Source organism: Comamonas sp. CMM03, from assembly GCF_019218715.1.
Taxonomy (GTDB): domain Bacteria; phylum Pseudomonadota; class Gammaproteobacteria; order Burkholderiales; family Burkholderiaceae_C; genus Comamonas; species Comamonas terrigena.
In genome coordinates, this window is the sequence record NZ_JAHUXB010000005.1 from 339863 (window position 1) to 365233 (window position 25371).

Sequence of the window (25371 nt, forward strand, 5' to 3'; positions counted from 1 at the left end):
GTTCCGTGGTGCTTACCCCAGGCCCAGCAGGGCGGTGCGCATGGCGGGCGCCGAGGTCTGCGGGGCCAGCCAGATACCGAAGAACAGGCGTGCGTACTCGGCATCGCGTATCTGCGCAGTCGGGCGGCTGTTGTGGAAGAAGCGCACCTCGCCCTGGCCGTCGTTCAGGCCCAGCAGCCGGTCCCGGGGCTGAACGTCGGGGAATGCCTGCTGCATCAGCTCCAGCCATTGCCGGGACTGCGCTTCGGTGAAGCTGCCCACCCGGCGCATCTCGGCAATGGAGCGCTCGGCAATGGCCGCGCCTTCCAGCTTGCGGTCATAGACCAGTTCCAGCGCAAACGGGTGGCGGGCGTAGTCCTCGGGCAGGAACCCGGGTGCCGCCCACAGCCGTGCTTCGTAGACACGCAGGCCGAAGAAGCGCAGCACCCCGGTACCCACCAGGCGGCTGGCAGGCTGGGCACTGCGCAGTTCGGTCGGCAGGTCTGCAGCGTGGGCTGCCGCCGGGGTCATGGCATGGAGGGCGTTGGACATGGCGATCAGAGAGGGGGCAAGCGCACAGGCAGCGCACCAGGCCAGGGCCTGGCGGCGGCGCGCGCGGGGTTGTAAGGGCGGGAGGGGCTTCATGGCAGGGGCCTGCGCAGCGTGAACTGGACGACATCGGTGTTGCCTGTGTCGAAGGCCGCCTCGCAGTAGGCGAGGTAGAAGGTCCAGATGCGTATGAATCGCTCGTCAAAACCCTGGGCGCGCACGGCCTCGAGCTGGGCTGCGAAGGACTGGTGCCAGCGCCGCAGCGTTTCTGCATAGTCGCGGCCGAAGGCCATGCGGCCTTCCACCACCAGGCCTGCGCGCCTCGCCTCCTGCTCGAATGCGGAAATGCTGGGCAGCAGGCCGCCCGGGAAGATGTATTGCTGGATGAAGTCGGTCGAGCGCAGATAGCGTGCGAACAGGTCCTCGCGCAGCGTGATGGTCTGTATGCAGGCCAGACCGCCGGGTTTGAGGCAGGCGCGCAGTGTCTCGAAATAGCCGCGCCAGTACGCGTGGCCCACGGCCTCGAACATCTCGATGGAGACGATGGCATCGAAGGGCTGGCCCGTATGCAGGGCAGGCAGGTCGCGGTAGTCCTGGTAACGCAGGTCCACGGTGTCGGCCAGGCCGGACTGCAGCATGCGCTGCTGTCCCCAGACTAGTTGCTCGCGCGACAGCGTCACGCCTGTGACCCGGGCGCCGAACTCGTGCGCCGCTGTTTCGGCCAGTCCACCCCAGCCGCAGCCGATCTCCAGCAGGCGCTGGCCGGGCTGCAACTGTACTTCGTCCAGCGTACGCCTGAGCTTGGCCTGCTGGGCCTGCTCCAGGTCGACCTGGTGCAGTGCATCGCCGGTGCGCCCCTCGAACCAGGCGGCGCTGTAGCTCATGCCAGGGTCCAGCCACAGGCGGTAGAAGTCATTGCCCAGGTCGTAGTGGGCATGGATGTTCCGGGCGCTGCCGGCCCGCGTATTGCGCTGCAGCAGGTGGCGCAGGCGGTAGCCCAGCCGGCCCCACCAGCTGCCGTAGACCAGGCGCTGCACATGGTCGCGGTTGGTCATGCACAGGCGCAGCAGGGCTGCCAGATCGGGGCTGTCCCATTCGCCAGCGATATAGCCTTCCGCCAGCCCGATATCACCCGACTTGAGGGTACGCTCCAGCGCCTGCCAGTGGTGCAGCACGCAATGCGCGTCGGCGGGGCCAGGGCCGTGTTGGGGGCGGGGCAGGTGCAGCAGGCGGCCGTCGGGCTGTTCCAGATCCAGCTGCCCGTGCGGCAGGCGTTCGAGCAGGTTCAGCACACGGCGTGCCCGTACAGGCATGCGGTGCGGTGCGGCGGCGGAGGGGCTCAGCAGGGGGGCGGCGGTGGTATTCATCGTGTGACAAAGCGCTTGGGCTCGGAAGGTTTGCCATGGAACGGCACACGCTTGGCCCAAAGGCGCAGCGCCTGCCAGTGGATGCGGAAAATGACGCCCAAGGTCATCAGCGGCGTGCCGAAGAAGGCCCGGCGCACGGTGGGCGCATCCAGCGGATGCAGCACGCCGCCCACGCTGGTCTGCAGCAGGGGGCCGTCCTCGTCATGCAGGTCCACACGCGCCAGGGTGCGGTTGCCGCTGCGCTCGAAGCGGAAGCGGTACTCGCCCCGCACCTCGCAGAACGGCGAGACATGGAATTGCTTGTGCGCCACCTGTTCACGGCCCCAGGCCAGGTCCGGTCCGGCCAGCAGATAGGCATGGCGCTCGCCAAAGGTGTTGTTGACCTCGGCCAGCACGGCGGCGAGCGAGCCATCGGCGCGGTGGGCGTACCAGAAGCTCACGGGCTTGAACACATAGCCCAGCACGCGCGGAAAGGTGTGCAGCCAGATTTCGCCATCGGCGTCGTCAATGCCTTCGCTGTGCAACAACTGCTCGAACCAGGCCAGCGCATCGGGCCCGCCCTCGCCGTGGTCGCGGTCATGAAAGCTCAGCCAGCCGAGCCGGTTGCGCCGCAACACGGGGTCCGGCTGCGTGCGCAGGCTGCGCAGGGGCAGCAGCAGGAAGTAGCCCGGATAGCGAAAAGTATGCTCCACCGGCCGCAGGCGGCGGTGCCAGACATGGCCAAAGCCGATAAGGGGCAGGGCGTTCATGCGGCCCCCTCGATGGCGGGGCTGGACGGAAAGGTCTGCAAGGCGTGCAGCAGGCTGTCGGCCGCGTCCAGGCCCGAGCGCAGGCCATCTTCATGGAAGCCGTAGCCACACCATGCGCCGCAGAACCAGGTCCGGCGCTGGCCTTGCAGGGCACCCACCTGCGCCTGGGCCTCGATGGCGGCCAGGTCAAACACCGGGTGGCTGTATGCGATGCGCGCATGGACCCGGCTGTCATCAATGGGGCGCACCGGATTCAGCGAGACCATCACCGGCTGCTGCCACGGCAAGGGCTGCAGGCGATTGAGCAGGTAGTGCAGGCAGACGCCGGCCTGGTCGCGCCCCGCATCGGCTGCGCGTTCATAGTTCCATGCAGCCCAGGCCGCTTCGCAGTGCGGCAGCACGCTGGTATCGGTGTGCAGCACGGCCTGGTTGGGCTGGTAGCGGATAGCGCCCAGCACGCTGTGCTCTTGCGGCGTGGCATCGGTGCCCAGCAGGCGCAGGGATTGGTCGCTGTGGCAGGCCAGCACCACGGCGTCGAACTGCTCCGTGCCGTGCGCCGTTTGCAGCAGCACCCCATGCGCCATGCGGCGCAGGCCCAGCACCGGGGTGTTCAGGCGTGCCTCGTGGCGGCCATCCTGCTGCAGCGCGGCCACGATGCGCCGCACATAGTGGCGCGAGCCACCACGCACCGTGTACCACTGCGGACGGTCCGTGACCTGGATCAGGCCGTGGTTGTGGCAAAAGCGGATCAGTGTGGCCACGGGAAAGCGCAGCATCTGGTCTGTGGGGCAGGACCAGATGCAGCCCATCATGGGCAGCAGATAGTCCTGGCGAAAGGCCGGTCCAAAGCCGTGGCCGTCCAGAAAAACCTCGATGGAGCTGTGCAGCCGTGCTTCGTTGCCTTCCTGGGCGATGCGCGTGGCCAGGCGGTTGAAGCGCAGGATCTCCGCCAGCATCTTCAGAAAGCGCGGCCGCAGCAGATTGCGGCGCTGGGCGAACACCCCGCGCAGCGAGCTGCCACTCCACTCCAGACCGGCGCTTCCATCGGCCTGCGGCACCTGCACGGAAAAAGACATCTCGGCTGCCGCCGTAGGCACCTGCAGCTCTTCGAACAAACGCTTCAGCAGCGGATAGGTGCGGTGGTTGAACACCAGAAAGCCGGTGTCCACGCCCTGGCTCACGCCTTCCAGCGTCATGTCGACGGTGTTGGCATGGCCGCCGAAATGGCTGCCCGCTTCCAGCAGGGTCACGCCATGCCCGCCCGGCGCGCTGGCCAGCCGCCGCGCTGCGGCCAGCCCCGCAATCCCAGACCCGATGACTGCAATGCGATGCATGGAATGCCTTTCCTGGTTGTACAGTACAGTTTGTACCTTAAAGGTCAAACTGTGAACTAATGAGTTCAAACTATAAACCAAACGCTCCAAATTTGCACTATTTAGTATTGGCTATAGTCTGTGAGGTCTAAAATATGTCCATGACTAGCCGTTCCTCCATCAAACAGCAGATACAGCGCGTGCGTGAGCAGGCCATCGTGGCGGCCGTCAATCGGCTGCTGGCCACCAAGGGCTATGACGCGATGACGGTGGACGAGGTCGCTGCCGAAGCCGGCATGGCCAAGGCCAGCCTGTACAAGCTGTTCACTTCCAAGGAAGAACTGGCGGGCGCCGCCATGGTCGGTGTGCTGGACCGTGCCCTGGCTTTTGTGGACGGCCTGCGCGACGAAGCGGACCAGGCGGCCGAAGCCGGCATACCCATCCGCCCGCTGAACCTGCTCAAGGCCGTGACGCGGTGGGCCATGCAGACCCAGCTGGAGGGGGAAATGCCTTCTCTGCCGGCGCAAAACTCCAACCTCAGCGCCTCGCTGCAATCCAACGACGCCTACATGGACCGGTTGATTGCGCTGAGCAACCGCCTCAGCATATGGATCACCGAGGCCCAGACCAGCGGCCAGTTGCAGGCCGCGCTGCCTGCTGAGCTCGTGCTGTACACGCTGTTCGCGCGGGCCTGCGATCCCGTGGTGGCCCTGCTCAAGGAATCGGGCCAATACACGCACACGCAAATCATCGACTGGGTGACGAGCACCACGTTCGACGGGCTGGCCGCCGTCAAGTAAATGGCCCAGTAAGTGGCGCGGTGAGTGGCCTGCATGGGCCCATGCACTGCGCCCTGGCAGAGTCGTCGCCTGCAAGCAAAGGGCGACGACCCGTTTTCAGGCGTCTACATGTCTGCTTGGGGGAAGGGCTGGTTTCACCAGGCGCACATGCTTCGGGTTCAGGAGGACATTACCACCGGCCCGCCCTTGCTCAAGGCCCGTTGGTAAGCGGGGCGCGCCTGCATGCGCTGGCGATAGGCGGTCAGGTGGGGCCACATGGTCTCGTTTCCTCCGCGCACCAAAGCAGCTTCGACGGCAAAGCTCATCTGGAAGTCGGCCATCGTCAAATGCTCGCCCGCAAACCAGCGGTGGCTGGCCAAATGGTCGTTCATAAAGCCCAAGGCGGTCTGAACATTGGGGGCCACGAGGTTTTGCTGCACCTTGCCGCACAGGGCGCGTGCGATCGGGCGCACGAAAAATGGCATGGGCTGGCGCGGGATGGTGTCGAAAACCAGCTTCATCAGTAACCAGTTCATCAGCGAGCCCTCGGCGTAGTGCATCCAGAAACGGCACTGGCGGTGCTCTGTCGTGCCGCGTGGCGGCTCCAGGTGGGCAAGCTCCACATGCGCCTGGTTGCCATAGCACTCCACCAGATATTCGATGATCGCCCCGGATTCGGCGACCACGGTGTCGCCATCGGTAATCACGGGCGATTTGCCTAGTGGGTGCACACGCTTGAGCTCGGGCGGGGCCAGGCGGGTACGCGGGTCCCGCTTGTAAAGGCGCAATTCGTAAGGCATCCCCAGCTCTTCCAGCAGCCAGAGAATGCGCTGCGAGCGCGAGGTATCAAGGTGGTGAACGGTCAGCATCGATGGTCTTCCCAGAAGCGGAGCCCGCTTTGCGCAGCCAGCGCATCAGGGATCCAAGCAGAGGTAATTTTGCATACAGCTCTTCAGCCGTATCCCAGTAGTCGCGGTGCATGCTAACGCGGCCTTGGGCATCCAAGGTCAGCCATGTGGCGCCGTTGATGCATTGCGCGGTATCGGGTCGCCAGCTTCGCAGCCGAAAATGAAACTCCCATGCCAGAAAAGCCTGCTGGCCTTGCACGAGCTTTTGGGTGACCACGAAACGCGGATCCAGCAAGGCATCAAACATGTGTTCGAAAATGCGGGTGATGGCCGGCACCCCCGACACATCGTTGAATGGGTCCTTGAAGTGTGCATCCGCTGCGTAGCAGGCCCCCAGTTGCTGAATATTGGCCGGGGTCAGCGTTTCATACAGCTGTACCAGCCGCTGCACTGCGGCACCCATATCGGCGAGGGAATCGGGCGAATTGGCAGACATGGATTACCACTCTCTCATTCAGTGCACACATGCGAAGTCGCAAGCATAGGGCAGGGACTGGCCCATCTGCAGTGGGAACGTGGAATATATGAAAGACTGCTGGTGACCGTTCAGCGGTTGTCACAGGTCGCCGAGAAAACCAACAGCCAGCGAGACCAAGACGTTCTTCTTTTCTTGTGCGCAACCGTTATGTCCAAACCCGCCATCGCCAGCTTGCTGACCGTTTTTGCCATGGCCCTGGGCTACTGGCTGGGCGAGCACCATTTTTCGGTCCTGCCTGTGTGGCAGCTGTTGCCGGTGTGCGCGCCTGCTGCTGTGTCGTTTTTTCTGCTGCGGGGCGATGGGGGGCGCACCTGTGCCTTGGTGGCGGGCTGCTGTCTGGCGGCGACGGTCTTTGCCTGGCTCATCGGCAGCCGTTCCGCCACAGCCGCATTCAATCAGTGCGTGGCGGATGGAGAGGGCATACGGGTGCAACTGGCGGCATACCGGCAACAGCATGGCCACTATCCCTCCCAGCTGAGGCAGCTGGATTCGGATCTGCCGTGCCAGCTTTTTTTTCCGCCGCAGTTTTTGCACTACAGCGCCAATGGAGGCCGCTATGTCCTGTCGTTCTCGGATGCTTTTGTGGTGCACAGGGCGACAGATACGGAAGCCTTTGTTGCATCCAAATAAACAGCCCATGCGCTTGCATGCAGGCGCATGGCTGTGCCCGCCGCTGAGCCTGGGGGGGAGTGCCTGCCCATCGACGGTCGCCAGCCGGTGGGCATTGGCTGCATAGGCCAGAGGGAGGGCCTATGGTTAAGAGCGTCACCCAAGGGCGTCACCCTTTGGGCGGCCCGTTCAGCGCTGCTTCGAACAGCGCCAGTTCTTCGTCCAGCGTGCCGCGTTGCCGGAACCGCCGGCCGGCGCGCTCGTACCAGTTCTCGGCATCTTCTAGATCCCCTTCCTGCCAATGCAGCAGGCCATGGAGCCAGACGGCATGCAGACCTTCGTACTGCTGCACACGGTCGTGCGCCGCATTCCAGTGGCCGGCACGCAGGAGCGCCAGCACGTCGCGCAGTTCGGTGGTGGTGTCGCGCATGGCCTGCCTTGTCAGGGCAGCATGGCCTGTTGCACCAGGTGGCTGTCCACATACTGCTCCATGCGGATGATTTTCCCGTTCTGCAGGTGGTACAGGTGGGCGAAGGTCGCGGTCATGGCCTTGCCCGTCTTGCGGTAGGTGCCCGAATAGATACCGAAGGCTGCCACCCGGTCTCCGTCCGCCAGATAGGTGTGGGCCTTGGCGCTGTAGCCCTCCCACTCGGTGCCCAGGCGCTGGAACACGCCCGCCACAATCTGCTCGGCCCCCACATAGGTGCCGGCATACGGAAAGCCCGCGGCCTCGGTCCATGTGGCATCGGGGGCCAGCACGGCCAGCAGGTGCTTGCCGTTTTCTTCCGACGTGCCTTCGTAGGTCGCGCGGATGATGTCCAGGTTGGTGGTCATGGTGCTCCTCTGGTTGAACAGTGAAAACTAGGCTGTCTGCAGCTCTTGGGCAAACGCTTGCGGGTCGGCGAACGCGGAGCCCGCATGCAACAACTTGCGTTGACCTTCGGCTTCCAGAATGAAGGTGGGTACACCGCGGGCACCGAATGCCTGCAAGAGGTGCTGGGCTTGATCCATCCGTGCCCGGTTGGTGTCCAGCAACTCGGCATCCGGGGTCTGCAGTCGCAGTGCCGCCTGTGCCAGCCCCAGGGTCTCCAGTATCGACACCAGCGTGTCGGTCCGCGTGATGTCCTTGCCGTCCACGTAGCGGGCCTGCTGAATGGCCTTGAGTGCGTCCAGCTCTTTGTCCGGGGCGGTCAGTGCTACGGCGGACAAGGCCAGGGTGGCAAGGGCGCTGTCGAAGCGCTGCTGGCGGTTGCCCAGCACCTTTGCGCGGTAGCGCTCGGTAAAGCGCTGGCCGGTCAGGCGTTCGATGCGCTGGTCGTTGCTCCAGGCATAGGCCGCAAAATCGTCGTCCATCTTTCGGGCTCCTTCCTCTGCAAACAGGCCGCTGGGCAGCAGGTTCAGGTGCACTCCTGCCCTGTCGGCAACCGCTGCCAATGCGGCACTGGCGCCGTAGCACCAGCCACACAGCGGATCGAAGATGTAGTGCAAGGTCTTGTCCATGGAGGGGTCCTGTGAATGCAATGCCCCGATGGTAGAAACTGTGGATTGAAAGATAAATAGAAGTAAATGGATTGGTTTGTATGGAAAAAGCAAACAATCCAGCGGTCGCCACCACGCTGCTGCCCAGATGCCCTGATTGGGTGCAACTCCCGTGGCGGCGTGACCTGCACGGGAAGGCTGCGTGCGGTGGTGGTCACCGGCTTGGGGTGGGCCAAAGGGCTGGGTGCATGGCCGTGCCCTCAACAAGCAGGGACTGCCTGCCTGGGATGGAAAGGCGCCGGAAACCAGCCACTGACGGAAAGCAAGGGGCGAAAAGGCGTGGGCCCTTGCGTTGGAGCAAGGCGCGGATCACTCCGTCTGCGCATCATCCCTGGGAAGGTAGGCGCCGGACCGGAAGGCGTGGGCCCGCCGGACCAGGCTGTTCATCTCGGCGGCGGCGTGTATGGTCACCGGATGGGTGGTGAAGCCTGGCCTCGGAGAGATGTGGTCCGCCATTTCGCGTGCCAGTTCCAACTGGCGCTCGGACGATTGGGCCAGCAGCGCGATGACGATGTTCTCCAGGGCAATGACACGCACACGCAGTTGCACCAGTTCGGCATCGCTCAAAGGCGGGCTGCTGTCGGCCCGCTGGCCTGTCGGCTGAGCCGTCTGGCCGCTGGCTGCCGGTTCGCCGCCGTCCTTGTCCTTGTCCGGGGAGGCCGTGTGGCCTTGACTTTGAATGGGATTGGCACGAACTCTGGAGTCTGGTGTGGTGTCTGGCATGGTGAACTCTTGTGTGGGGCCATGGTTGCTCCAGTCTGACCCAGCGCGCACCGCTTGTGCAATGGGTGCCCCGCGAGATCCGTCGGCCTTTGCACCATGGCCGCTGCTGGCCATGGATGCCAGGCCGGGAATGCGGGCCTTGCGGCGACCGTGCCGCCAGAGGTCCGGCGGCCAGTCTGCGATGGACCTCCAAGTCTGCCCCTGTGCGAAAACCCTGATGGAACCACCCCATGGCCTTGCTGCAACACCTTGAAGAACCATCTGCTCCGCAACCCAAGGGCTTTGCGCTGTTCGCACTTGGCTTTCGGCCTTTCTATCTGCTGGCCAGCATTTTTGCCGCCTTGTCGGTGCCGTTGTGGGCGCTGCAGTTCGCCGGCCTGCTGCCGCGTCCGTATCTCAGTGGAGTGGTCTGGCATGCCCATGAAATGCTTTTGGGTTTCACCTTGGCCGTTATCGTCGGCTTTCTGCTGACTGCCGGTCGCAACTGGACCAATCTGCCTACGCCCACCGGCGCAAAGCTGTGCGCTCTGGTGGCTCTGTGGTTGCTGGCGCGGGTCCTGGTGCTGACGCCTTACGCGCTCGCCGCCGCCGTGGCCAATGTGGCGTTTCCCCTGGCGGCAGCCGCCGGGCTGGCGGTGCCGTTCTTCCAGGCGCGCAACCGCCGCAACTACTTTTTCGTGGCGCTGCTTGTGCTACTGGCTGCAGTGGCGGCACTCTTCCACCTGACGGCTTTGGGTGCGCTGGCCATGCCGCCGTGGGCAGGCTTGCAGATCGCACTGGATACGGTGCTGTTCATTGTGGTGGTCATGGGCGGGCGGGTCATTCCGATGTTCACCAACAACGGGGTGCCCGGTGCGTCTGCGGCCAAGCGGTCCTGGATCGAAAAGGTGGCGCTGGGCTCTGTGCTGGTGCTGCTGCTTGCCGATGCTTTCGGCCTGCAGGGCTGGCCCGTGGCAGCGGTGGCCGCAGTAGCCTGCGTGGCGCACCTGTGCCGGTGGCTGCTGTGGCAGCCGTGGAAGACGCTGGGCACGCCGCTGGTATGGGTGCTGCAGCTGGCCTATGTGTGGGTGCCTATGCATCTGCTTCTGCGCGCATTCAGCGCCTTCGGGTGGGTGAGCCCGTCGCTGTCGGTCCATGCGCTGACGGTGGGGGCCGCAGGCGGCCTCATGGTTGGCATGATGACCCGGACCGCCAAGGGCCATACCGGGCGCCCGCTGCAAGCCAGCCGGGCGGACACGGCAGCCTATGTGCTGGTGCTGCTGGCTGCGGTGGTGCGTGTGGCCCTGCCGCTCATTGCCCCCAGCCAGACGCTGCACGCCATCCTGGTGTCGGCGGTGCTGTGGTCGGCAGGCTTTGGCCTGTATGCCTGGTGCTATGGGCCGTTGCTTACTCGGCCGCGCATGGACGGGCGTCCCGGGTAAACCGCGGACCTGGTTGCGGCGCTGCCGGGGTGAGGCCGGGAGCTGCCTGCTTCTGGCTGCTCAGCGATGGCGGCCGGTTGGGTCGCAGGCAGGTTCTTGGCATACCATGCACCATGGCTGCCGCCAGGAAGGGACGAAGCCGAAGGCGCAGGCGGTGCATACTAGAATCGGCGGCTGATGGTGCGGACACCGCTCCGCTCTCTGACGCCAGCCAAAATCCCGGGCACCGCCTCGCCTTGGCCCCCGCGTCACCCAGTTGGAGCGCGACATGCCATCTACTGTTTTTCCATCCCATGCGGTTCGCTTTGGCCGATTGGCCCCGACGATTTCGGTGTCCGATATCGATCAGGCGATGCACTTCTAACCGGCATTCTTGGGTTCACCAAGGTCTTCGATAACGGGAGTCCGGTCGGCTTCGCCATCCTCAAGAAGGATGATGCCGAGCTGCATCTTTCCCTGCACAAAGGCCACAAGGCGACGGTCCAGAACGTGGCCCACCTTCTGGTGCACGATGCAGAGGCCCTGTACCAGCATCTGCAGGCGTACAGGGTCAAGATCATCAAAGCCATTCGCGATGCAGATTTTGGGCCGAGGTGCTTTGTCTTTGCGGATCCGGACGGGAACCGCATCGACGTGGGCCAGACCCTGTAACGGGCGAGTGCCTTGGGCGCGGCGTGGGCGGGCGCACCACGGTGCGGGTGAACGTTCGCTCTCGCCCTTCAGTTCCCCTTGCATGCCGACTTAGTGCCGCCGATTTGTACCTGCAAAATCAGTCACCAGCCTGAGGGCGAACTAGCGATGGATCACCTTGATTGAGCAGTCGGTTATTACATCGACGTAGATGTTCACCTAAATTTGACGAGCCTTACTTCGGCACTGGTTTCACAGTTAGGCCTGCTTGGTTCTCTACCTGACCCGGTTAGTTGCTTCCCCATGCGAAGGGGCCTGTCAGACCCTTTTGGACCAAAGTGACACAGTGAAGTAATACGTAGAATAAGTCTTAAGTCTACCAAGGGTCGGACTGTTTTGGGCATGGTATTTCTGAGCACCTTCTGATAGGTTGGTGCAGATGCCACTTCTCCCGTACCCCTGGTATGCGAAGTAGAAAACTCAACGAACGAATAAGATTGAAGCTTTGTATTCAATTAGCTTGCTATGAGTGTTATTTATCCGGTGGGGTTTTTGGATGATCCTTGGGTTGGCGCTAAATATAAAGAATCTGGGATATTTATCTTAGGTGAATCATGGTACGGTGACTGGGGTACTTCTTTAAATAGTGATAGCGGATACATTGAGGCGTATCTGAGAGGGACTGTCAAAGACGCCATGTATACGAGAATGGCTAATGCATGTCAGATACCGGTTAAAGAGTTTTGGGACAACGTTTTATTTACTAATTTTGTGCCTTGGGCAGGTCTTAAGCGTATAGAAAGGCCAACAACAGCACACTATCTAGATGCATACGTCCGTCTAGAAAAAATGCTCGAAAAACATTGCCCTAAAGGGGTGTGGGTGCTGGGGAAAGGGCAGGCTGAGTTTTCAGGGCATCTTCTCGAAAGATACAAGGTACCTTATGAGGTGGTAGTTCATCCAACTTCTTATGGGGTTAAGAATGAAACTCTGTTTAAGAGCTGGAATAACCTACTTGCAAAGCTGCACAAGTAAAAATTCTGAGCAACAGATCCTTAAGACTGAATGAAACACGCTATCCTGGATAGCCACGCTTGTACCAAAAGGGGCATGATGAATAAAGAGAAATCTCAAGCAGATAATGGCAAAGAAGCTATAGTTGAATCTATAAAGTTAAGCGCAAAAAATGGTACTGTAGCCAATGCTTTGGCTAATCTGATTAAAGAGTTTGCCCCGATGTTGGCTCGTGTTGTCGAGGCAGTTCGACGCATGCCAGAAGCGATGCAAAAGGCTTTGATTTGTTTGGCAAATGAAGGTTGGTACTTGGACTGGAAAGAAATGTCTCTCAGTGAGCCTGCAGAGCTTGCCCAAATGTACTTAGATGGACGAAGTCAAGAGGTTGATGCGCAACTGGTTGAGCACTTTACAAAAAGGCTTCCAAGCATTGAGCAAGAATTAATAGGCCTTTATCCGAAAAGAGCTGATATTTTTAGGCAGGCATTTGACGCTCATCGGCAGGGAATGTTCTATGTGTCAGTGCCTACATTCTTGGCTCAGTCGGATGGAATTTGTGAGGACGTCCTGCAGGAACAATTCTTTCAAAAACCTAGAGGGGCTAAGCATCACTTCGAAAAATTATCTGACTTAGACCCACTCACCAAAGCAATGCTGGCTCCATTTTTGGATAAGACAGCTATACGGCTTAGCAAAGAAGTTAGACCTCTAGATTTCAATAAACTTAATAGACACCAAGTTCTTCATGGGGAGTCATGCGACTATGGAACTGAGGTGAAGGCATTGCAAGCTATTTCATTTGTCTACTATGTCGCGGTTACTTTGGACGAGGTGCTTGAACGCCATCGTGACTTCTTTTTTGAAGGAGAGGGGGTGTAATATGCCAAAAATCGTTGGTTTTCTGAAGGCGCTTAAAAATCAATGTTCGCTTGGATTGGGCAGTGCCGCGAGATGATGACACCGCCATTTAGTGGCAGCTGCACAGGCCAGCCAACTCGCGACTGATATTCAAATCAGAGCTTGTTCATGAAGGCTGACACATTAAAGCCTTCAACTATTGCCAGCACAGGGCCTGTTAGCTCTCGAAGTCACCGTGTGCGCTCTGGCAGGCTGTACTCGAACCGGTAGGCATGCTGCCCGTCGGTGATGGTGATGACCAGGCTTCCAGACAGTCCGGCCAGTGCCTCTGTGCCGGAATCCGGCACGACGGTGATGGACTGGGTGGGCGCCCCCTGGTTCATGGTGGAGCTGTGCTGGAGCACGAAACTCCCTTGGCGGCCATGCAGGCTGCCTCGGACGAGCTCCATGGCCACATAGCCCGCAGAACCTGGGACACCGCTGCGAAATGCCAGCATCTCGCCTTGGCTGACAGCTTCCAGGTCGCCTTGGAATTCTTTATCCAGCGACATGCGGGCCAGACCGGTGCTTGCGGCAACGCCGCTCAAGGGCTGGCTGTCGAGGGCGATCTCAAACTGACCGGTTGCGACATGGTTCATAAGAGTGCCTTGGGTAATGGGTTATGTATAAATATACAGTTTTCGTTCTGAGAGGCGCTTTTGGCGCATCCACTGGCATATGTCCCAGGCGTGTCGCGTTCCCGTAAGTGGGGCAGCGCAGGCTCGGTACGGAAGAGGCCGCCGCAGGAGGGTGTCTGAAACAGCGGACTGTCCACGCCACCAGGGACGGCCAAGGCATGCGGATCGGCCAGTTTTGAATTCCAAAGCAAGACACGGAGTGCCTGAAAATCGCGTGCGACCTACAGTTTGGGCACGCAATCCTTGATGAGAGGCTCAACCATGTTGAAGCAAACTGAAGCCTGCGCACAGGCGGTACTGACCGATCCCCGCTGGGCGGCAGTCGTGGCGCACGACGCGCAGGCCGATGGGCAGTTCTGGTACGCGGTGAAAACGACTGGGGTCTATTGCCGCCCTTCGTGCGGAGCCCGCACGCCGCGTCCCGAGAATGTGTGGTTCTTTACGGCGCAGGCGGCGGCACAGCAGGCAGGCTTTCGCCCATGCAAGCGCTGCAAGCCGGACCAGCCCGCACGGCTGGAGCAGCATGCCGAGCTGGTCGCAAAGCTGTGCCGTTTCATTGCCTCCGCCGAAACCCCGCCCAGCCTGGAAGCGCTGGCCGAGGTGGCGCAGATGAGCACTTTCCACGTGCACCGGGTGTTCAAGGCCGTGACCGGTGTCACGCCCAAGGCCTACGCGGCGGCCCACCGCGCCCACAAGGTCCGAGAGGAACTGGTGCGGGGCGGCTCGGTCACAGAAGCGATCTATGGGGCGGGCTACAACTCCCATGGTCGCTTCTACGAGCAATCGGACCAGTTGCTGGGGATGACACCGTTCACCTACCGCGCCGGAGGGGAGCAGGTTGCCATCCGTTTTGCGGTGGGCCAGTGTTCCCTGGGGGCGATCCTGGTGGCGACCAGCGCACGGGGCATCTGCGCCATCCTGCTGGGAGACGATCCAGATGCATTGGTGCGCGATGTGCAGGACCGGTTCCCGAAGGCCGTGCTGATCGGCGGGGACGCCGGGTTTGAGCAGCTGGTGGCCCAGGTGGTCGGTCTGGTGGAAATGCCGCAGCAGGGCCTGGATCTGCCGCTGGATGTGCGTGGAACCGCCTTTCAGCAACGCGTCTGGCAGGCGCTGCGCGATGTGCCGGCGGGGCAGACCGTCAGCTACACGGAGATAGCCCGGCGCATCGGTGCGCCCAAGGCGGTGCGTGCGGTCGCGGGGGCCTGCGCCGCCAATGCACTGGCGGTGGCGATTCCCTGCCACCGCGTGGTGCGAACCGACGGCAATCTGTCCGGCTACCGCTGGGGGGTAGAGCGCAAGCGTGCCTTGCTGGAGCGGGAGGCCCAGGCATGAGCGGGCTGGACCATAGCGGGCTGGCACAGCGCCTGGCGGCGGTAGATTGGCAGGAGGCCAGCGACGGCCTGAACCACAGCGGCTGCACCGTGATTCCGCAACTGCTGACGCCGCAGGACTGCCAGGCCCTGGCGGCGCTCTACGCGCAGCCTGCGGTGTTTCGCAGCCGCATCGTCATGCAGCGCCATGGCTTTGGCAATGGCGAGTACCAGTATTTCGGCTACCCCTTGCCCGACCTGGTGCAGAGGCTGCGCACCAGCATCTATCCCCACCTGGCACCACTGGCCAACCACTGGTACGAGCAGATGGGCCTGTCACCGCGCTTTCCGGCGGAGCATGGCGACTTTGTCGCGCGCTGCCATGCCGCAGGGCAGCAGCGTCCGACCCCGCTGCTGGTGCAGTACGAAGCGGGTGACTACAACTGCCTGCACCAGGACCTGTATGGCGAGCATGTATTTCCCTTGCAGATGGTGGTGCTGCTGGCACAGCCGGGGCAGGACTTCACGGGCGGGGAATTGGTACTGACCGAACAGCGGCCGCGCATGCAGTCGCGTGTCGAGGTGCTTGCACTGCGCCAGGGCGATGCCGCCGTGTTTGCGGTGCAGCAGCGGCCCGTTCAGGGGAGCCGGGGCAGCTACCGGGTCACCATGCGGCATGGGGTGTCCCGCATCCGCTCCGGCCGGCGGCATACGCTGGGCATCATCTTTCACGATGCAACCTAGCCCCAGCAGGACACGCTCAGGAGGGAGGTCGCCGCACAGGGATACCGGAAAGCGGACACGCCGGGGTGGCTTGCACCCCGGCGTGTCCTGGTGGTGCGGGGCTGGCTCAGCCCAGTGCGGTGTCCAGCACCATCATCAGCACAAAGCCCAGCATCAGCCCGCCGGTGGCAAAGGCTTCGTGCCCCTTGCGGTGGGATTCGGGGATGATTTCGTGGCTGATGACAAACAGCATGGCGCCTGCGGCAAAGCCCAGGCCCCAGGGCAGCAGCACGGCCGAGCTACTGACCACGGCGGCACCGATGACGGCGCCCACGGGTTCCACCAGACCGCTGGCCATGCCCAGCAGTACGGCAAAGCGACGCCGGTAGCCGGCGGCCAGCAGGGCCACGGCCACGACCAGGCCTTCGGGCACATCCTGGATGGCAATGCCGGTGGCCAGGGCGTTGGCACGCAGACCGTCGTTGCCGGCATAGCCCACGCCAATGGCCAGGCCTTCGGGCAGGTTGTGCAGGGCAATGGCAATCACGAACAACCAGGTGCGCTGCAGCTTGCGGGCGGCATCACCGTCCAGCCCTTCACGGCCTTTGATGAAATGCTCGTGCGGCAGCAGCTTGTCCATGGCCATCAGTGCCGCAGCGCCGAGCAGGATGGACGTGCCCATCACCCCGCCGGCGCCCCAGCCACCACCGCCCCACAAGGCCTGGGCCTTGGCGGCTCCCAGCCCGGGCAGGATCAGCGAGAAGGCACAGGCCGCCAGCATGACGCCGGCGCCAAAGCCGAACAGCGTGTCCTGGGTGCGCTCGGACATGCGCTGGGACAGCATGACGGGCAGGGTGCCCAGTGCCGTGGCCAGCGCCGCCATGCTGCCGCCCAGCAGGGCCTGCCACACCACCGGGTGGTGCTGGGCGTACAGCCAGAACTGGCTGCACAGGGCCCAGACACCGGCCATGGTGATGGTCAGCCCCAGCCACAGCCGGGCGCTGTGGCGCACACCGGTGGCGGCGTGCAGGCGGGAGGCCGGTGAAGGTGCCGGGGACAGGCTGGCACTGGCTTTTTTCATGGAGAGGTCCTGGTGCGGGGGCAAAGCCATAGAGCGGTGCGCTGGCGGGAATCAGCCCCGCGCCTGCTGGTAGCGGCGGGCCACTTCGTCCCAGTGGATGACGTGGAAGAAGGCGGCGATGTATTCCGGGCGGCGGTTCTGGTACTGCAGGTAGTAGGCGTGCTCCCACACGTCCAGCCCCAGGATGGGGGTGCTGCCCGAGCCGATGCCGGCCATCAGCGGGCTGTCCTGGTTGGCGCTGCTTTCCACTGCCAGCTGGCCCTGGGCGTTGACCACCAGCCAGGCCCAGCCGCTGCCAAAGCGTGTCAGCGCGGCCTGGGTGAAGGCTTTCTGGAAGGCTTCCATGCCGCCCAGATCGCGGTCAATCGCCTGGGCCAGGGCGCCACCGTGGGCGCCGCCGCCACCGTGACCGACCGGTGCCATCACGGTCCAGAACAGGCTGTGGTTGGCGTGGCCGCCGCCGTTGTTGCGCACGGCAGGGCGAATGGCTTCGGGCAGGCGGTCCAGGTCGGCAATCAGCTGCTCCACCGGCACCTCGGCAAACGGCGTGCCTTGCACGGCGGCGTTGAGGTTGTTCACATAAGTCTGGTGGTGCTTGCTGTGGTGGATTTCCATGGTGTGCGCATCGATGTGCGGAGCCAGGGCGTCATAGGCATAGGGCAGGGGGGGCAGCGTGTGTTGGGTCATTCCGTTTTTCCAATCAAGGGTGGCAAAAAGGCAGGTGCGCGGGGGCCGATCAGTGCAGCCGGTCGGCGGGCAGGGGGCAGCGTTCCAGCGGTTCGGGCTGCAGCGCTGCGGTGGCTGGGGCGGTGGGCGGCGGTGCGGCCGGGGGCGCGCAGTGCGTGGCCTGCAGCAGCTGCGTCACACGGGCGCTGGGGCCGTGCTGGCGCTGCCACTGCAGCAGGGCCTGCACCGTCTCGCGCTGGTGGCGCCAGGCGGCTTGCTGCAGCAGGGTCACTTCGGTGCTGTGGCCCAGGCCCAGCAAGGCGGTGTGGGCATCGCACAGGTAGTCCAGCGCGGCGGGCAGTTGCTGGCGTTCGGCCAGCAGCTCGGCAATCCACAGGTGGGTCACCACCCAGGCGGCCAGGTAGTCGTCGGGCTGTACGGTCAGATAGGGGCTGCGCAGCAACTGGTGGGCCAGCGGAATGGCCTGCACCAGCTGGGCCAGGGCAAATTCCTGTTCACCGTTCTGCCACAGCGCTTGCGCGCGCTGCATGCGCTGTTCCCAGGCCTGCAAGGGCGTAGGAGGGGCGGGGGGCGCGTTGGGATCCGCATCGCCGTGGTGCTCCGGGGCCATGGGAGATACTCCAAAAACAATTTGATTGAGAATTATTCTCATTCAAATTGATGCGTATCACCAGCCATTCACTCCAATATCCACATTCAGCGAAAGGGTTACCTGCAGCGCGACGGACACGAAAAAGCCCCGCAGGCGGTGAACCTGCGGGGCTTGGCGGTGCGGGCAGAAAGTGCTGCTTAGACCTGGTCGGCCGACAGGCCAGCGGTCTGGCTGAAGCCACCGTCCACGTAGGTGATCTCGGCGGTCACGCCCGAAGCCAGGTTGGACAGCAGGAAGGCGGCGACATTGCCCACGTCTTCGATGGTCACGTTGCGGCGCAGGGGGGACGCATCGGCCACGCGGCCCAGCAGCTTGCCGAAGTCCTTGATGCCGGAGGCAGCCAGGGTCTTGATGGGACCGGCGGAAATGCCGTTGGCACGGATGGCGCGGCCGTCGGCGGTGCGGCCCACGGCTTCGGCCAGGTAGCGCACGGAAGCTTCCAGCGATGCCTTGGCCAGGCCCATGGTGTTGTAGTTGGGGATGGAGCGCAGTGCGCCCAGGTAGGACAGGGTCAGCAGCGAGGACTTGTCGTTCAGGTAAGGCAGGGCAGCCTTGGCCATGGCGGGGAAGCTGTAGGCGCTGATGTCGTGGGCGATCTGGAAGGATTCGCGCGACAGACCGTCCAGGAAGTTGCCCGCAATGGCTTCACGGGGTGCAAAACCGATGGAGTGCACAAAGCCGTCGAACTTGCCCCAGACGGCGCCCAGGTCGGCGAACATCTTGTCGATCTGGGCGTCGTCGGCGACGTCGCAGTCGAACACCAGCGTGGAATTGAATTCGGCGGCGAATTCGGTGATGCGGTCCTTGAAACGCTCACCGACGTAGCTGAATGCCAGCTCGGCACCTTGTTCGTGGCAGGCCTTGGCGATGCCGTAGGCGATGGAGCGGTTGGACAGCACGCCCGTGATGAGCAGCTTCTTGCCGGTCAGAAAACCCATTGTTCTTCTCCTGAGGGGTAAAGGGTGGAAGCGGCTGGTGCAGGCCATGCATCTACAGGAGGCATTGCCGGGCCGGGGCCGCTGTGGTGCAGAATTGTCGCATGCGCCTTTGGAAGTTTTGCCTGTTGCTTGCAGGAGCCACTGCGGCCCTGCCGTCTTGGTCCGCCCACGCCTATGCGTTATGGGGGGAGCCCAAGTACCCGTCCGGCTTTGACCACTTCGCCTATGTGAACCCGCAGGCCCCCAAGGGCGGGGAGCTGCGGCTGGTCAGCAATCTGCGCACTTCCACCTTCGACAAATACAACCCGTTCACCATCAAGGGCTCGGCGCCGGCCTATCTGTCGTCGCTGATGTTCGACACCCTGCTGCTGGGCAGCATGGACGAGACGTCGACCGGTTATGGCCTGCTGGCCGAGGACGTGAGCGTGGCAGCGGACGGACTGTCGGCCACCTTCCGCCTGCGGCCGCAGGCGCGCTTTCACAATGGCAAACCGGTCACGGCCCAGGATGTGAAGCACAGCTACGACACGCTGATCGGTCCTTATGTGTCGCCTGGCTACAAGACGCTGCTGGCCGAGGTGGCAGGCTGCGAGGTGCTGGATGCGCGCACCGTGCGCTTTGTCTTCAAGGTGCCCAACCGCGAACTGCCGCTGACCGTGGGCGGCCTGCCCATCTTCAGCCGCGACTGGGGCCTGGGCGAGGACGGCAAGCCCAAACCTTTCGATCAGGTGGTGATGGATACCCCCATCGGCAGTGGCGCCTACCGGATCGGGCCGGTGCGCTTTGGCAAGGACATCACCTATGTGCGCGACCCGCAGTACTGGGCGCGCGACTTGCCGGTGCGCAAGGGCGCGGCCAATTTCGACCGCATCAGCGTCAAGATCTACAAGGACAACACGGCCAAGCTGGAAGCGCTGAAGGCCGGAGAGTTTGATCTGATGCGCTTTTTCAGCGCCGGCGACTGGGCGCGGCGGGTGAATGGGCGCAAGTTCGCCAGCGGCGAGCTGGTCAAGGGCGAGTTCGCGCACAAGCTGCCCACGGGTTTCCAGAGTTCGGTGCTCAACACCCGCCGCCCGCTACTGCAGGATGCGCGGGTGCGCGAGGCCCTGGGGCTGGCGGTGGACTTCGATTGGATGAGCCGCCAGATGTTCTATGGCGCCTACCAGCGGGTCAACGGCATTTTTGGCAACACCTTGTGCGAAACCCATGGCAGCCCCGCGCCGGCCGAGCTGGCACTGATGGAGCCCTGGCGCAAGCAGTTGCCTGCGGCCGCCTTCGGGCCCATGACGGTGCCGCCCAGCACCTTGCCGCCCAGCAGCCTGCGCGACAATCTGCGCCGTGCCAAGCAACTGCTGGCGGATGCGGGCTGGACGGTGCAGGACGGCGTGCTGCGCAATGCCAAGGGCCAGGCCATGGAGCTGGAGTACCTGGACAGCGGGGACGGCGGCATCCGCACCGTGGCGCCCTGGCAGCGCAACCTGGAGAAGCTGGGCATCCGTCTGAACTTCCGCGCGGTGGACTTTGCCCTCTACCAGCAGCGTCTGCAGAAGTTCGACTTTGACATCACCACCATTGCCTACCAGGGCACGAACAACCCGGGCCAGGAATTTGCGGACCTGTTCGGCAGCGCAGCGGCCGACCAGGAGGATTCGGGCAATTTCCCCGGGGTGAAGAGCCCGGCGGTGGATGCCTTCATCAAGGCCATGACCAGCGCCAAGACGCAGGAACAGCTGCTGCCTGCCTGCCATGCGCTGGAACGCGCCATTGCGCACGGTCACTACCTGATTCCGCAGTGGTCGGCCGGCACCCACCGCATGGCCTACAACGCCTGGCGCCTGGCGGTGCCCAGCGTGGTGCCGCCGTATTCCAGCGGCGAAGGCTGGGTGATGGACACCTGGTGGGCTAGGTCGCCCGCAGGCAAGCCGGCCCCCTGAGCCGTTTTTCCGGGCCGTTCCCGCCATCGGGTCGGAAGGCGTGCCAGGAGTTCAGCGCGCCAGGCGCTTGGCCTGTTTGGCCGCGTACATGGCCTGGTCGGCACGCACCAGCAGTTCGGCGCTGCTGCGGCCTGCTTCCGGAAAGCGCGCGTAACCGATGCTGGCGCCCACCTGCAGCGCCTGGCCCAGGTAGTCCACCGGGGCTTCCACGGCGGCCGTCACCTTGGCCAGCAACTGGTCCAGCTGGAATTGCGGACCCTTGCCCTGGGCCACGATGACGAATTCATCCCCGCCCAGCCGGGTCACGGTGTCCGTGCTGCGCAGGCAGGCCTGCAGCCGCTGTGCGACGGTCTGCAGCAGCGCATCGCCGGCTGCGTGGCCATGGGTGTCATTGACGGGTTTGAAACCGTCCAGGTCCAGCAGCAGCACATAGCCGTGCAGGTCTTCCCCGGCCTGGGCATGCGCCAGCGCATGGCCCAGGGCTTCTTCCAGCACCACGCGGTTGCCCAGTCCGGTCAGCGGGTCGTGGCGGGCGCGGTGCTGCAGCGCGCGTTCGCTGTCGCGCAGCTGGACGATGGCGCGGTCCAGGGTGCGGGTGTGCTGCTGGCTTTCCAGGAAGGCGCCGATCATGTCGGCCACGGTGTGCAGAAACACCCGCTCGCTGTCCGACCAGCGGCGCTGCTGCTGCAGGTCCTGCACACACAGATAGCCGAACCACTGGCCCTGGCCCCACACCGGCAGGGCGGCCACGCTGCGCACCCCGGCGGCGATCAGCTGCTGGCGTTCGGGCTCGGGCAGGTCCTCTACGGTGCCCAGCACCCCGGAGCGTTCTTCAAAACAGCTGCGCCAGCGGGCCGGCACCAGGGCCTGCGCTGCGTCCGGCCAGGGGGCTCCGGCCACCACGCGGGCCTGGGCTTGCCAGGTGGTGGCGGTGGCCTGCAGGTTCTCTGCCAGGTAGATGCGGTCCGCCCCGGTGGTGCGCAGCACCTGGGCCAGTACCTCGGGCAGCGGGCTTTGCTGGCCGGCGGCGGTGGCCAGCAGGCTGCGGGCGCAATGGGCCAGGGTGGACTGGCGGGCAAAACGGGAGTCCAGTTCTTCCAGCAGGGCGTCGTAGGCCTGGACCACGTCCGACAGTTCGTCGTTGCGCAGCCGCTCCCGGGCATCCGCCGGGCCGGCGTGGCTGTGCACGGTGCGTTGGTCGCGGATGGCCTGGCGAAAGCGTGCCAGCGGGCGGCCAATGAGGTGGCGGAACACCAGGGCGGCCCCCAGCAGCACCACCACCAGCATGGCGGCGAACACGGCCAGTTGTTGGCCCAGGTTCTGCATGGCGGCCTGGGCCATGGAGAAAGGGGTGAACTGCACGCTCAGGTGGCCCACCTGGTGGTCGCGCCCTTGTTCGTCGCGGTGGTGCAGCGGCATGGCCAACTGGTTGGTGTGTGCGGGGTCCTGGGCTGTAAGGGAGGTGTCGAGGGCGGATTCGGAGGCGATCACGTTGTCGCCGCAGCTGTCGTGCAGGCGCACGGCCTGCACCAGGGGCTGCTGGGCCAGGGTGTCCACGATCCCGCGTGCGGTGGCGCCATCGCAGTCCCACAGCGGCTTGATCAGGGTGCGCGCAAAAATGCGCAACGTCTGTTCGCGCAGTGCGGTGTGCTGCGCTTTTTCGCTGCGGTAGTTGACGGTGGCCGTGGTGCCTGCGGCCAGCACAAAGGCCAGCACCAGCGGCCACAGCAGCCGCTGCACGAACTGCCCGTGCAGCGTGCGGCGGCGGGGCTGCGGGGGCGAGGATGTGGCGGGGGAAGGGGGCATGCAGGTCTCAGGGCTGGAACAGCAGGTGGCGATAGCGCGGCGGCACCAGACGCTGGTCGTAGAAGGGGTTAGCAATGTCGATGGTGGTGCGCTCGCGGAAGAAGCGCGCGTCGGGCGGGTGGCGGTACTGGTTCCATACGCGCATGAACTGGCCGTTGGCCACGATGCGGTCAAAGCCGGTCTGCAGCGCCTGGTACAGCGCCTCGGTATCTGGTCCCGGGGCCACCCAGACAAAGCGGAACCAGGGGTAGCGCACTAGGAGGTAGGGGTCGACGGTGAGTTGGGGGTAGTACTTCTGGAAGTGGGGCAGGAAGTAGTTCAGCGTCTCTTCCAGGCCCAGCGGGAACAGGTCCAGAAAGCCTGCCTCCATCTGTTCGGCGAATTCCCCGTTGCTCCAGTGCTTGATTTCCTTGGTGGGGATGCCGGCAGCGCGGTAGATCTCCACATCCATCCAGCCCACGTTCTGCCCCATGGAGAACTGCGCCAGGTCGGCGGCCGTGCGCACCTGGGCCAGCTTGTCACGCTGTGAGGCCAGCAGCAGGTTGATGCGCCAGCCCAGCAGCCCCCGGTCCAAGGGAATGGGCACCATGCGCAGCTTGCCTTGCTCCACCAGGCGCAGCCGTGCCGGGGTGGCGGGCATCATGTCGATGTGGGTGTGGCCGTGGCTGATCTGGTAGAGGTTGCGGCGTTCGTTGCCCTGCGGGGCGTCGGCGAAGGTGGCGTGCATGCCGGCGGCATCCAGCGCGGCGCGCACCAGGGCGCGGGCATGGGCCAGGTGGGGCTCGTTCTGCACCACGAAAACGGGTGCAGCCGCCTGGCATGCCGGGCCGCCCAGCCCGCAGGCGAGTGCCAGAATGCGCAGAGCGGATCGAATGCGGAGGAGCCAGACCATGGTGTCCATGCAGCGGATAAACGGGCAAGATGTAAGCAAAAGCTGCAAAGCTTAGCCGATTCCGCGCGACATAATGCATGTTCTATGCTGGCCTATATCCTCAAACGCTTTCTGTTGATGGTGCCCACCCTGCTGGGCGTGCTGCTGCTGACTTTTGTGGTGATCCAGTTTGTGCCCGGCGGCCCGGTGGAGCAGTACCTGGCAGAGGCCAAGGCCGGTATCGGCGGGGGCGGTGCCGAAGGTGGGGGCATGGCCTACCGCGGGGCGCAGGGGGTGGACCCGCAGCGGCTGGAGCAGATCAAGGCCCTGTACGGCTTTGACAAGCCGGCGCACGAGCGCTTTTTTCAGATGCTGGGCCAGTTCGCACGGTTTGATCTGGGGCGCAGCTTTTTCCAGAACAAGGATGTCTGGACGCTGATTGCCGAAAAGCTGCCGGTCTCCATCAGCCTGGGGCTGTGGACGTTTTTCATCAGCTATCTGGTGGCCGTGCCGCTGGGCGTGGCCAAGGCGGTGCGCGCAGGCAGCCGCTTCGATCTGCTGACCACGCTGCTGATTCTGGTTGGCTATGCCATCCCCGGCTTTGTGCTGGGCGTGGCCCTGCTGGTGATTTTCGGGGGGCAGCTGCAGTGGTTCCCGCTGCGCGGGCTGACATCGGCCAACTGGGACGAGCTGAGCACCCTGGGCAAGGTGGCCGACTACCTGTGGCATATCGCACTGCCGGTGACGGCCATGGTGGCGGGCAGCTTTGCGGTCACGGCCATGCTGACCAAGAACGCATTTCTGGAAGAGATCCGCAAACAGTACGTGCTGACGGCCCGGGCCAAGGGCCTGTCGGAGCGCCAGGTGCTGTGGAAGCATGTGTTCCGCAATGCGTTGATTCCCATCATCACCGGCTTTCCGGCGGCGTTCGTGGGCGCGTTCTTCACGGGTTCGCTGCTGATCGAGACCCTGTTTTCGCTGGACGGGTTGGGCCTGCTCAGCTATGAGAGCGTGATCCGCCGGGACTACCCGGTGGTGCTGGGATCGCTGTTCTTTTTCACTCTGATCGGTCTGGTGACCAAGCTGATCAGCGACCTGTGCTACGTGTGGGTGGACCCCCGCGTGAAATTCGATTGAAAGCGCACTCGGTGCACACTTCAGCGCCCTTCCACACGCACAGGCTCCCGGCGGCGTTCGCGCAAGCGCAGCGCCAGCACGGCCACCAGCGCCAGATTGATGAGCAATACCGCGGCGCCTTGCCAACGGGGGGCGTGCAGCAGGTGCTGCACCTCCAGGGGCACATAGATGCTGCAGGACAGCACGCCCAGCCATTCGCCCCAGGCCCGGTCCTGCCACAGGCCCCAGGCTTCGATCCAGCGCACGGTGATGTACAACCCACCCAGCCACACCAGCGTGTGCACGGGTGTGGCGTTGACACGGTCGACCGCCTGCATCAGCAGGGCCGGGTAGTGCTGCTGGGGACTGAGTCCGATATGCCCCATCCATTCCAGCGCCAGATGGTGCAGATCGTGGTGCAACAGGTCCAGCAGTCCGAGCAGGCCGACCAAGGCGGTCACCCCTTTCAGGGCCTCGAAAATCGCCACACCGCGCACGGCGTGGCGCAAACCGGCGGGCGAAGCTGTGGTGGGAGGGGGCATGGACGCGGGTGTATGGGGCGGCTGGCAGGGCACAGTCGCCGCAGTATGGGTGCGCAGCTGCGTGCCTGGCAATGGATGCGCCGTCGGCAGCAGCCGCTGCTGACAGTACAAGGAG

General features: G+C 63.8%; 28 protein-coding genes. 10 read left to right on the top strand and 18 right to left on the bottom strand.

All coding sequences use genetic code 11. From position 1 onward, the window contains the following. Positions 1–12: 12 nt before the first annotated feature. Genes KW830_RS18370 through KW830_RS18385 form a run of 4 tightly spaced genes read right to left on the bottom strand, consistent with a single transcriptional unit; the run spans position 13 to position 3978 of the window. A complete protein-coding gene (locus KW830_RS18370; RefSeq protein WP_218333984.1) occupies positions 13–624 on the bottom strand; it encodes a chalcone isomerase family protein in 612 nt (203 codons plus the stop codon). Continuing rightward, on the bottom strand, positions 621–1895 hold the full coding sequence (locus KW830_RS18375; RefSeq protein ID WP_218333985.1) for a cyclopropane-fatty-acyl-phospholipid synthase family protein: 1275 nt from the start codon (positions 1893–1895) through the stop codon (positions 621–623). Before KW830_RS18375 ends, KW830_RS18370 begins: the two co-directional genes overlap by 4 nt. Further along, positions 1892–2644 (bottom strand): DUF1365 domain-containing protein, encoded by a 753-nt coding sequence (locus KW830_RS18380; protein WP_218333986.1) that lies wholly within the window; start codon positions 2642–2644, stop codon positions 1892–1894. Before KW830_RS18380 ends, KW830_RS18375 begins: the two co-directional genes overlap by 4 nt. Beyond that, positions 2641–3978 (bottom strand): NAD(P)/FAD-dependent oxidoreductase, encoded by a 1338-nt coding sequence (locus KW830_RS18385; protein WP_218333987.1) that lies wholly within the window; start codon positions 3976–3978, stop codon positions 2641–2643. The genes KW830_RS18380 and KW830_RS18385 overlap by 4 nt, the downstream gene beginning before the upstream one ends. Before the next feature lie 140 nt (positions 3979–4118). Between KW830_RS18385 and KW830_RS18390 the strand changes: the two genes are divergently transcribed. Further along, positions 4119–4757: a TetR/AcrR family transcriptional regulator gene (locus tag KW830_RS18390; RefSeq protein WP_218333988.1), complete on the top strand. Its 639-nt coding sequence runs from the start codon at positions 4119–4121 to the stop codon at positions 4755–4757. Between the two features lie 158 nt (positions 4758–4915). Here the strand turns inward: KW830_RS18390 and KW830_RS18395 are convergent, their stop codons facing one another. Together KW830_RS18395 and KW830_RS18400 are read right to left on the bottom strand one after the other, a co-directional pair. Next, positions 4916–5605 (bottom strand): glutathione S-transferase family protein, encoded by a 690-nt coding sequence (locus KW830_RS18395; protein WP_218333989.1) that lies wholly within the window; start codon positions 5603–5605, stop codon positions 4916–4918. Further along, a complete protein-coding gene (locus tag KW830_RS18400) occupies positions 5583–6080 on the bottom strand; it encodes a nuclear transport factor 2 family protein (RefSeq protein WP_218333990.1) in 498 nt (165 codons plus the stop codon). The genes KW830_RS18395 and KW830_RS18400 overlap by 23 nt, the downstream gene beginning before the upstream one ends. A 102-nt stretch (positions 6081–6182) precedes the next feature. Here KW830_RS18400 and KW830_RS18405 point away from each other — a divergent pair, with 102 nt between their 5' ends. Beyond that, entirely contained in the window at positions 6183–6752 is a 570-nt protein-coding gene (locus KW830_RS18405) for a hypothetical protein (RefSeq protein ID WP_218333991.1), read from the top strand. Between the two features lie 148 nt (positions 6753–6900). On the opposite strand, the gene KW830_RS18410 is transcribed toward KW830_RS18405, so the two are convergent. The 4 genes from KW830_RS18410 to KW830_RS18425 all read right to left on the bottom strand — a co-directional run bounded on the left by KW830_RS18410 (position 6901) and on the right by KW830_RS18425 (position 8993). Then, positions 6901–7161 carry a hypothetical protein gene (locus tag KW830_RS18410; RefSeq protein ID WP_218333992.1) on the bottom strand — a complete coding sequence of 87 codons (261 nt, stop codon included), beginning with the start codon at positions 7159–7161 and terminating at the stop codon, positions 6901–6903. An 11-nt stretch (positions 7162–7172) separates the two neighbouring features. Next, positions 7173–7565: a nuclear transport factor 2 family protein gene (locus KW830_RS18415; protein ID WP_218333993.1), complete on the bottom strand. Its 393-nt coding sequence runs from the start codon at positions 7563–7565 to the stop codon at positions 7173–7175. 27 nt (positions 7566–7592) lie between these two features. Continuing rightward, positions 7593–8231, bottom strand: coding sequence for a DsbA family protein (locus KW830_RS18420; RefSeq protein WP_218333994.1), 639 nt, complete (start codon positions 8229–8231; stop codon positions 7593–7595). Between the two features lie 348 nt (positions 8232–8579). Continuing rightward, entirely contained in the window at positions 8580–8993 is a 414-nt protein-coding gene (locus tag KW830_RS18425; protein ID WP_218333995.1) for a hypothetical protein, read from the bottom strand. Between the two features lie 230 nt (positions 8994–9223). Here KW830_RS18425 and KW830_RS18430 point away from each other — a divergent pair, with 230 nt between their 5' ends. From KW830_RS18430 to KW830_RS18445, 4 genes are all read left to right on the top strand, one after another. Next, positions 9224–10414: an NnrS family protein gene (locus tag KW830_RS18430; RefSeq protein WP_218333996.1), complete on the top strand. Its 1191-nt coding sequence runs from the start codon at positions 9224–9226 to the stop codon at positions 10412–10414. 177 nt (positions 10415–10591) lie between these two features. After that, positions 10592–11065 carry a VOC family protein gene (locus KW830_RS18435; RefSeq protein ID WP_255578828.1) on the top strand — a complete coding sequence of 158 codons (474 nt, stop codon included), beginning with the start codon at positions 10592–10594 and terminating at the stop codon, positions 11063–11065. A gap of 504 nt (positions 11066–11569) precedes the next feature. Next, the gene (locus tag KW830_RS18440) at positions 11570–12079 is read left to right on the top strand and encodes a hypothetical protein (RefSeq protein WP_218333997.1); all 510 of its coding nucleotides are present in this window, start codon (positions 11570–11572) and stop codon (positions 12077–12079) included. 30 nt (positions 12080–12109) lie between these two features. Next, on the top strand, positions 12110–12937 hold the full coding sequence (locus KW830_RS18445) for a hypothetical protein (RefSeq protein ID WP_218333998.1): 828 nt from the start codon (positions 12110–12112) through the stop codon (positions 12935–12937). Positions 12938–13146: 209 nt separating this feature from the next. Here KW830_RS18445 and KW830_RS18450 read toward each other — a convergent pair whose 3' ends face one another. Continuing rightward, a complete protein-coding gene (locus KW830_RS18450) occupies positions 13147–13554 on the bottom strand; it encodes a DUF3224 domain-containing protein (protein WP_218333999.1) in 408 nt (135 codons plus the stop codon). A 300-nt stretch (positions 13555–13854) separates the two neighbouring features. Here KW830_RS18450 and ada point away from each other — a divergent pair, with 300 nt between their 5' ends. Next, positions 13855–14928: a bifunctional DNA-binding transcriptional regulator/O6-methylguanine-DNA methyltransferase Ada gene (gene ada / locus KW830_RS18455; protein ID WP_218334000.1), complete on the top strand. Its 1074-nt coding sequence runs from the start codon at positions 13855–13857 to the stop codon at positions 14926–14928. After that, positions 14925–15650: a 2OG-Fe(II) oxygenase gene (locus tag KW830_RS18460; RefSeq protein ID WP_218334001.1), complete on the top strand. Its 726-nt coding sequence runs from the start codon at positions 14925–14927 to the stop codon at positions 15648–15650. Before ada ends, KW830_RS18460 begins: the two co-directional genes overlap by 4 nt. A 106-nt stretch (positions 15651–15756) precedes the next feature. Here KW830_RS18460 and KW830_RS18465 read toward each other — a convergent pair whose 3' ends face one another. From KW830_RS18465 to fabI, 4 genes are all read right to left on the bottom strand, one after another. After that, positions 15757–16599, bottom strand: a complete 843-nt coding sequence (locus KW830_RS18465) for a ZIP family metal transporter (protein WP_255578853.1) — start codon at positions 16597–16599, stop codon at positions 15757–15759. A gap of 162 nt (positions 16600–16761) precedes the next feature. After that, positions 16762–17397, bottom strand: a complete 636-nt coding sequence (locus KW830_RS18470) for a superoxide dismutase (protein ID WP_218334003.1) — start codon at positions 17395–17397, stop codon at positions 16762–16764. 49 nt (positions 17398–17446) lie between these two features. Continuing rightward, on the bottom strand, positions 17447–18007 hold the full coding sequence (locus KW830_RS18475) for a hypothetical protein (protein WP_066535032.1): 561 nt from the start codon (positions 18005–18007) through the stop codon (positions 17447–17449). Between the two features lie 179 nt (positions 18008–18186). Continuing rightward, on the bottom strand, positions 18187–18987 hold the full coding sequence (gene fabI / locus KW830_RS18480) for an enoyl-ACP reductase FabI (RefSeq protein ID WP_066535028.1): 801 nt from the start codon (positions 18985–18987) through the stop codon (positions 18187–18189). A gap of 101 nt (positions 18988–19088) precedes the next feature. Here fabI and KW830_RS18485 point away from each other — a divergent pair, with 101 nt between their 5' ends. Beyond that, positions 19089–20921, top strand: coding sequence for an extracellular solute-binding protein (locus KW830_RS18485; protein WP_218334004.1), 1833 nt, complete (start codon positions 19089–19091; stop codon positions 20919–20921). 51 nt (positions 20922–20972) lie between these two features. On the opposite strand, the gene KW830_RS18490 is transcribed toward KW830_RS18485, so the two are convergent. Both KW830_RS18490 and KW830_RS18495 read right to left on the bottom strand, forming a co-directional pair. Beyond that, a complete protein-coding gene (locus KW830_RS18490; protein ID WP_218334005.1) occupies positions 20973–22727 on the bottom strand; it encodes a sensor domain-containing diguanylate cyclase in 1755 nt (584 codons plus the stop codon). A gap of 7 nt (positions 22728–22734) precedes the next feature. Beyond that, positions 22735–23619: an amino acid ABC transporter substrate-binding protein gene (locus tag KW830_RS18495; protein ID WP_255578832.1), complete on the bottom strand. Its 885-nt coding sequence runs from the start codon at positions 23617–23619 to the stop codon at positions 22735–22737. An 84-nt stretch (positions 23620–23703) separates the two neighbouring features. Between KW830_RS18495 and KW830_RS18500 the strand changes: the two genes are divergently transcribed. Beyond that, a complete protein-coding gene (locus KW830_RS18500) occupies positions 23704–24735 on the top strand; it encodes a microcin C ABC transporter permease YejB (protein WP_066535015.1) in 1032 nt (343 codons plus the stop codon). A gap of 20 nt (positions 24736–24755) precedes the next feature. On the opposite strand, the gene KW830_RS18505 is transcribed toward KW830_RS18500, so the two are convergent. Next, positions 24756–25256: a DUF2127 domain-containing protein gene (locus KW830_RS18505; protein ID WP_218334007.1), complete on the bottom strand. Its 501-nt coding sequence runs from the start codon at positions 25254–25256 to the stop codon at positions 24756–24758. Positions 25257–25371: the final 115 nt, after the last annotated feature.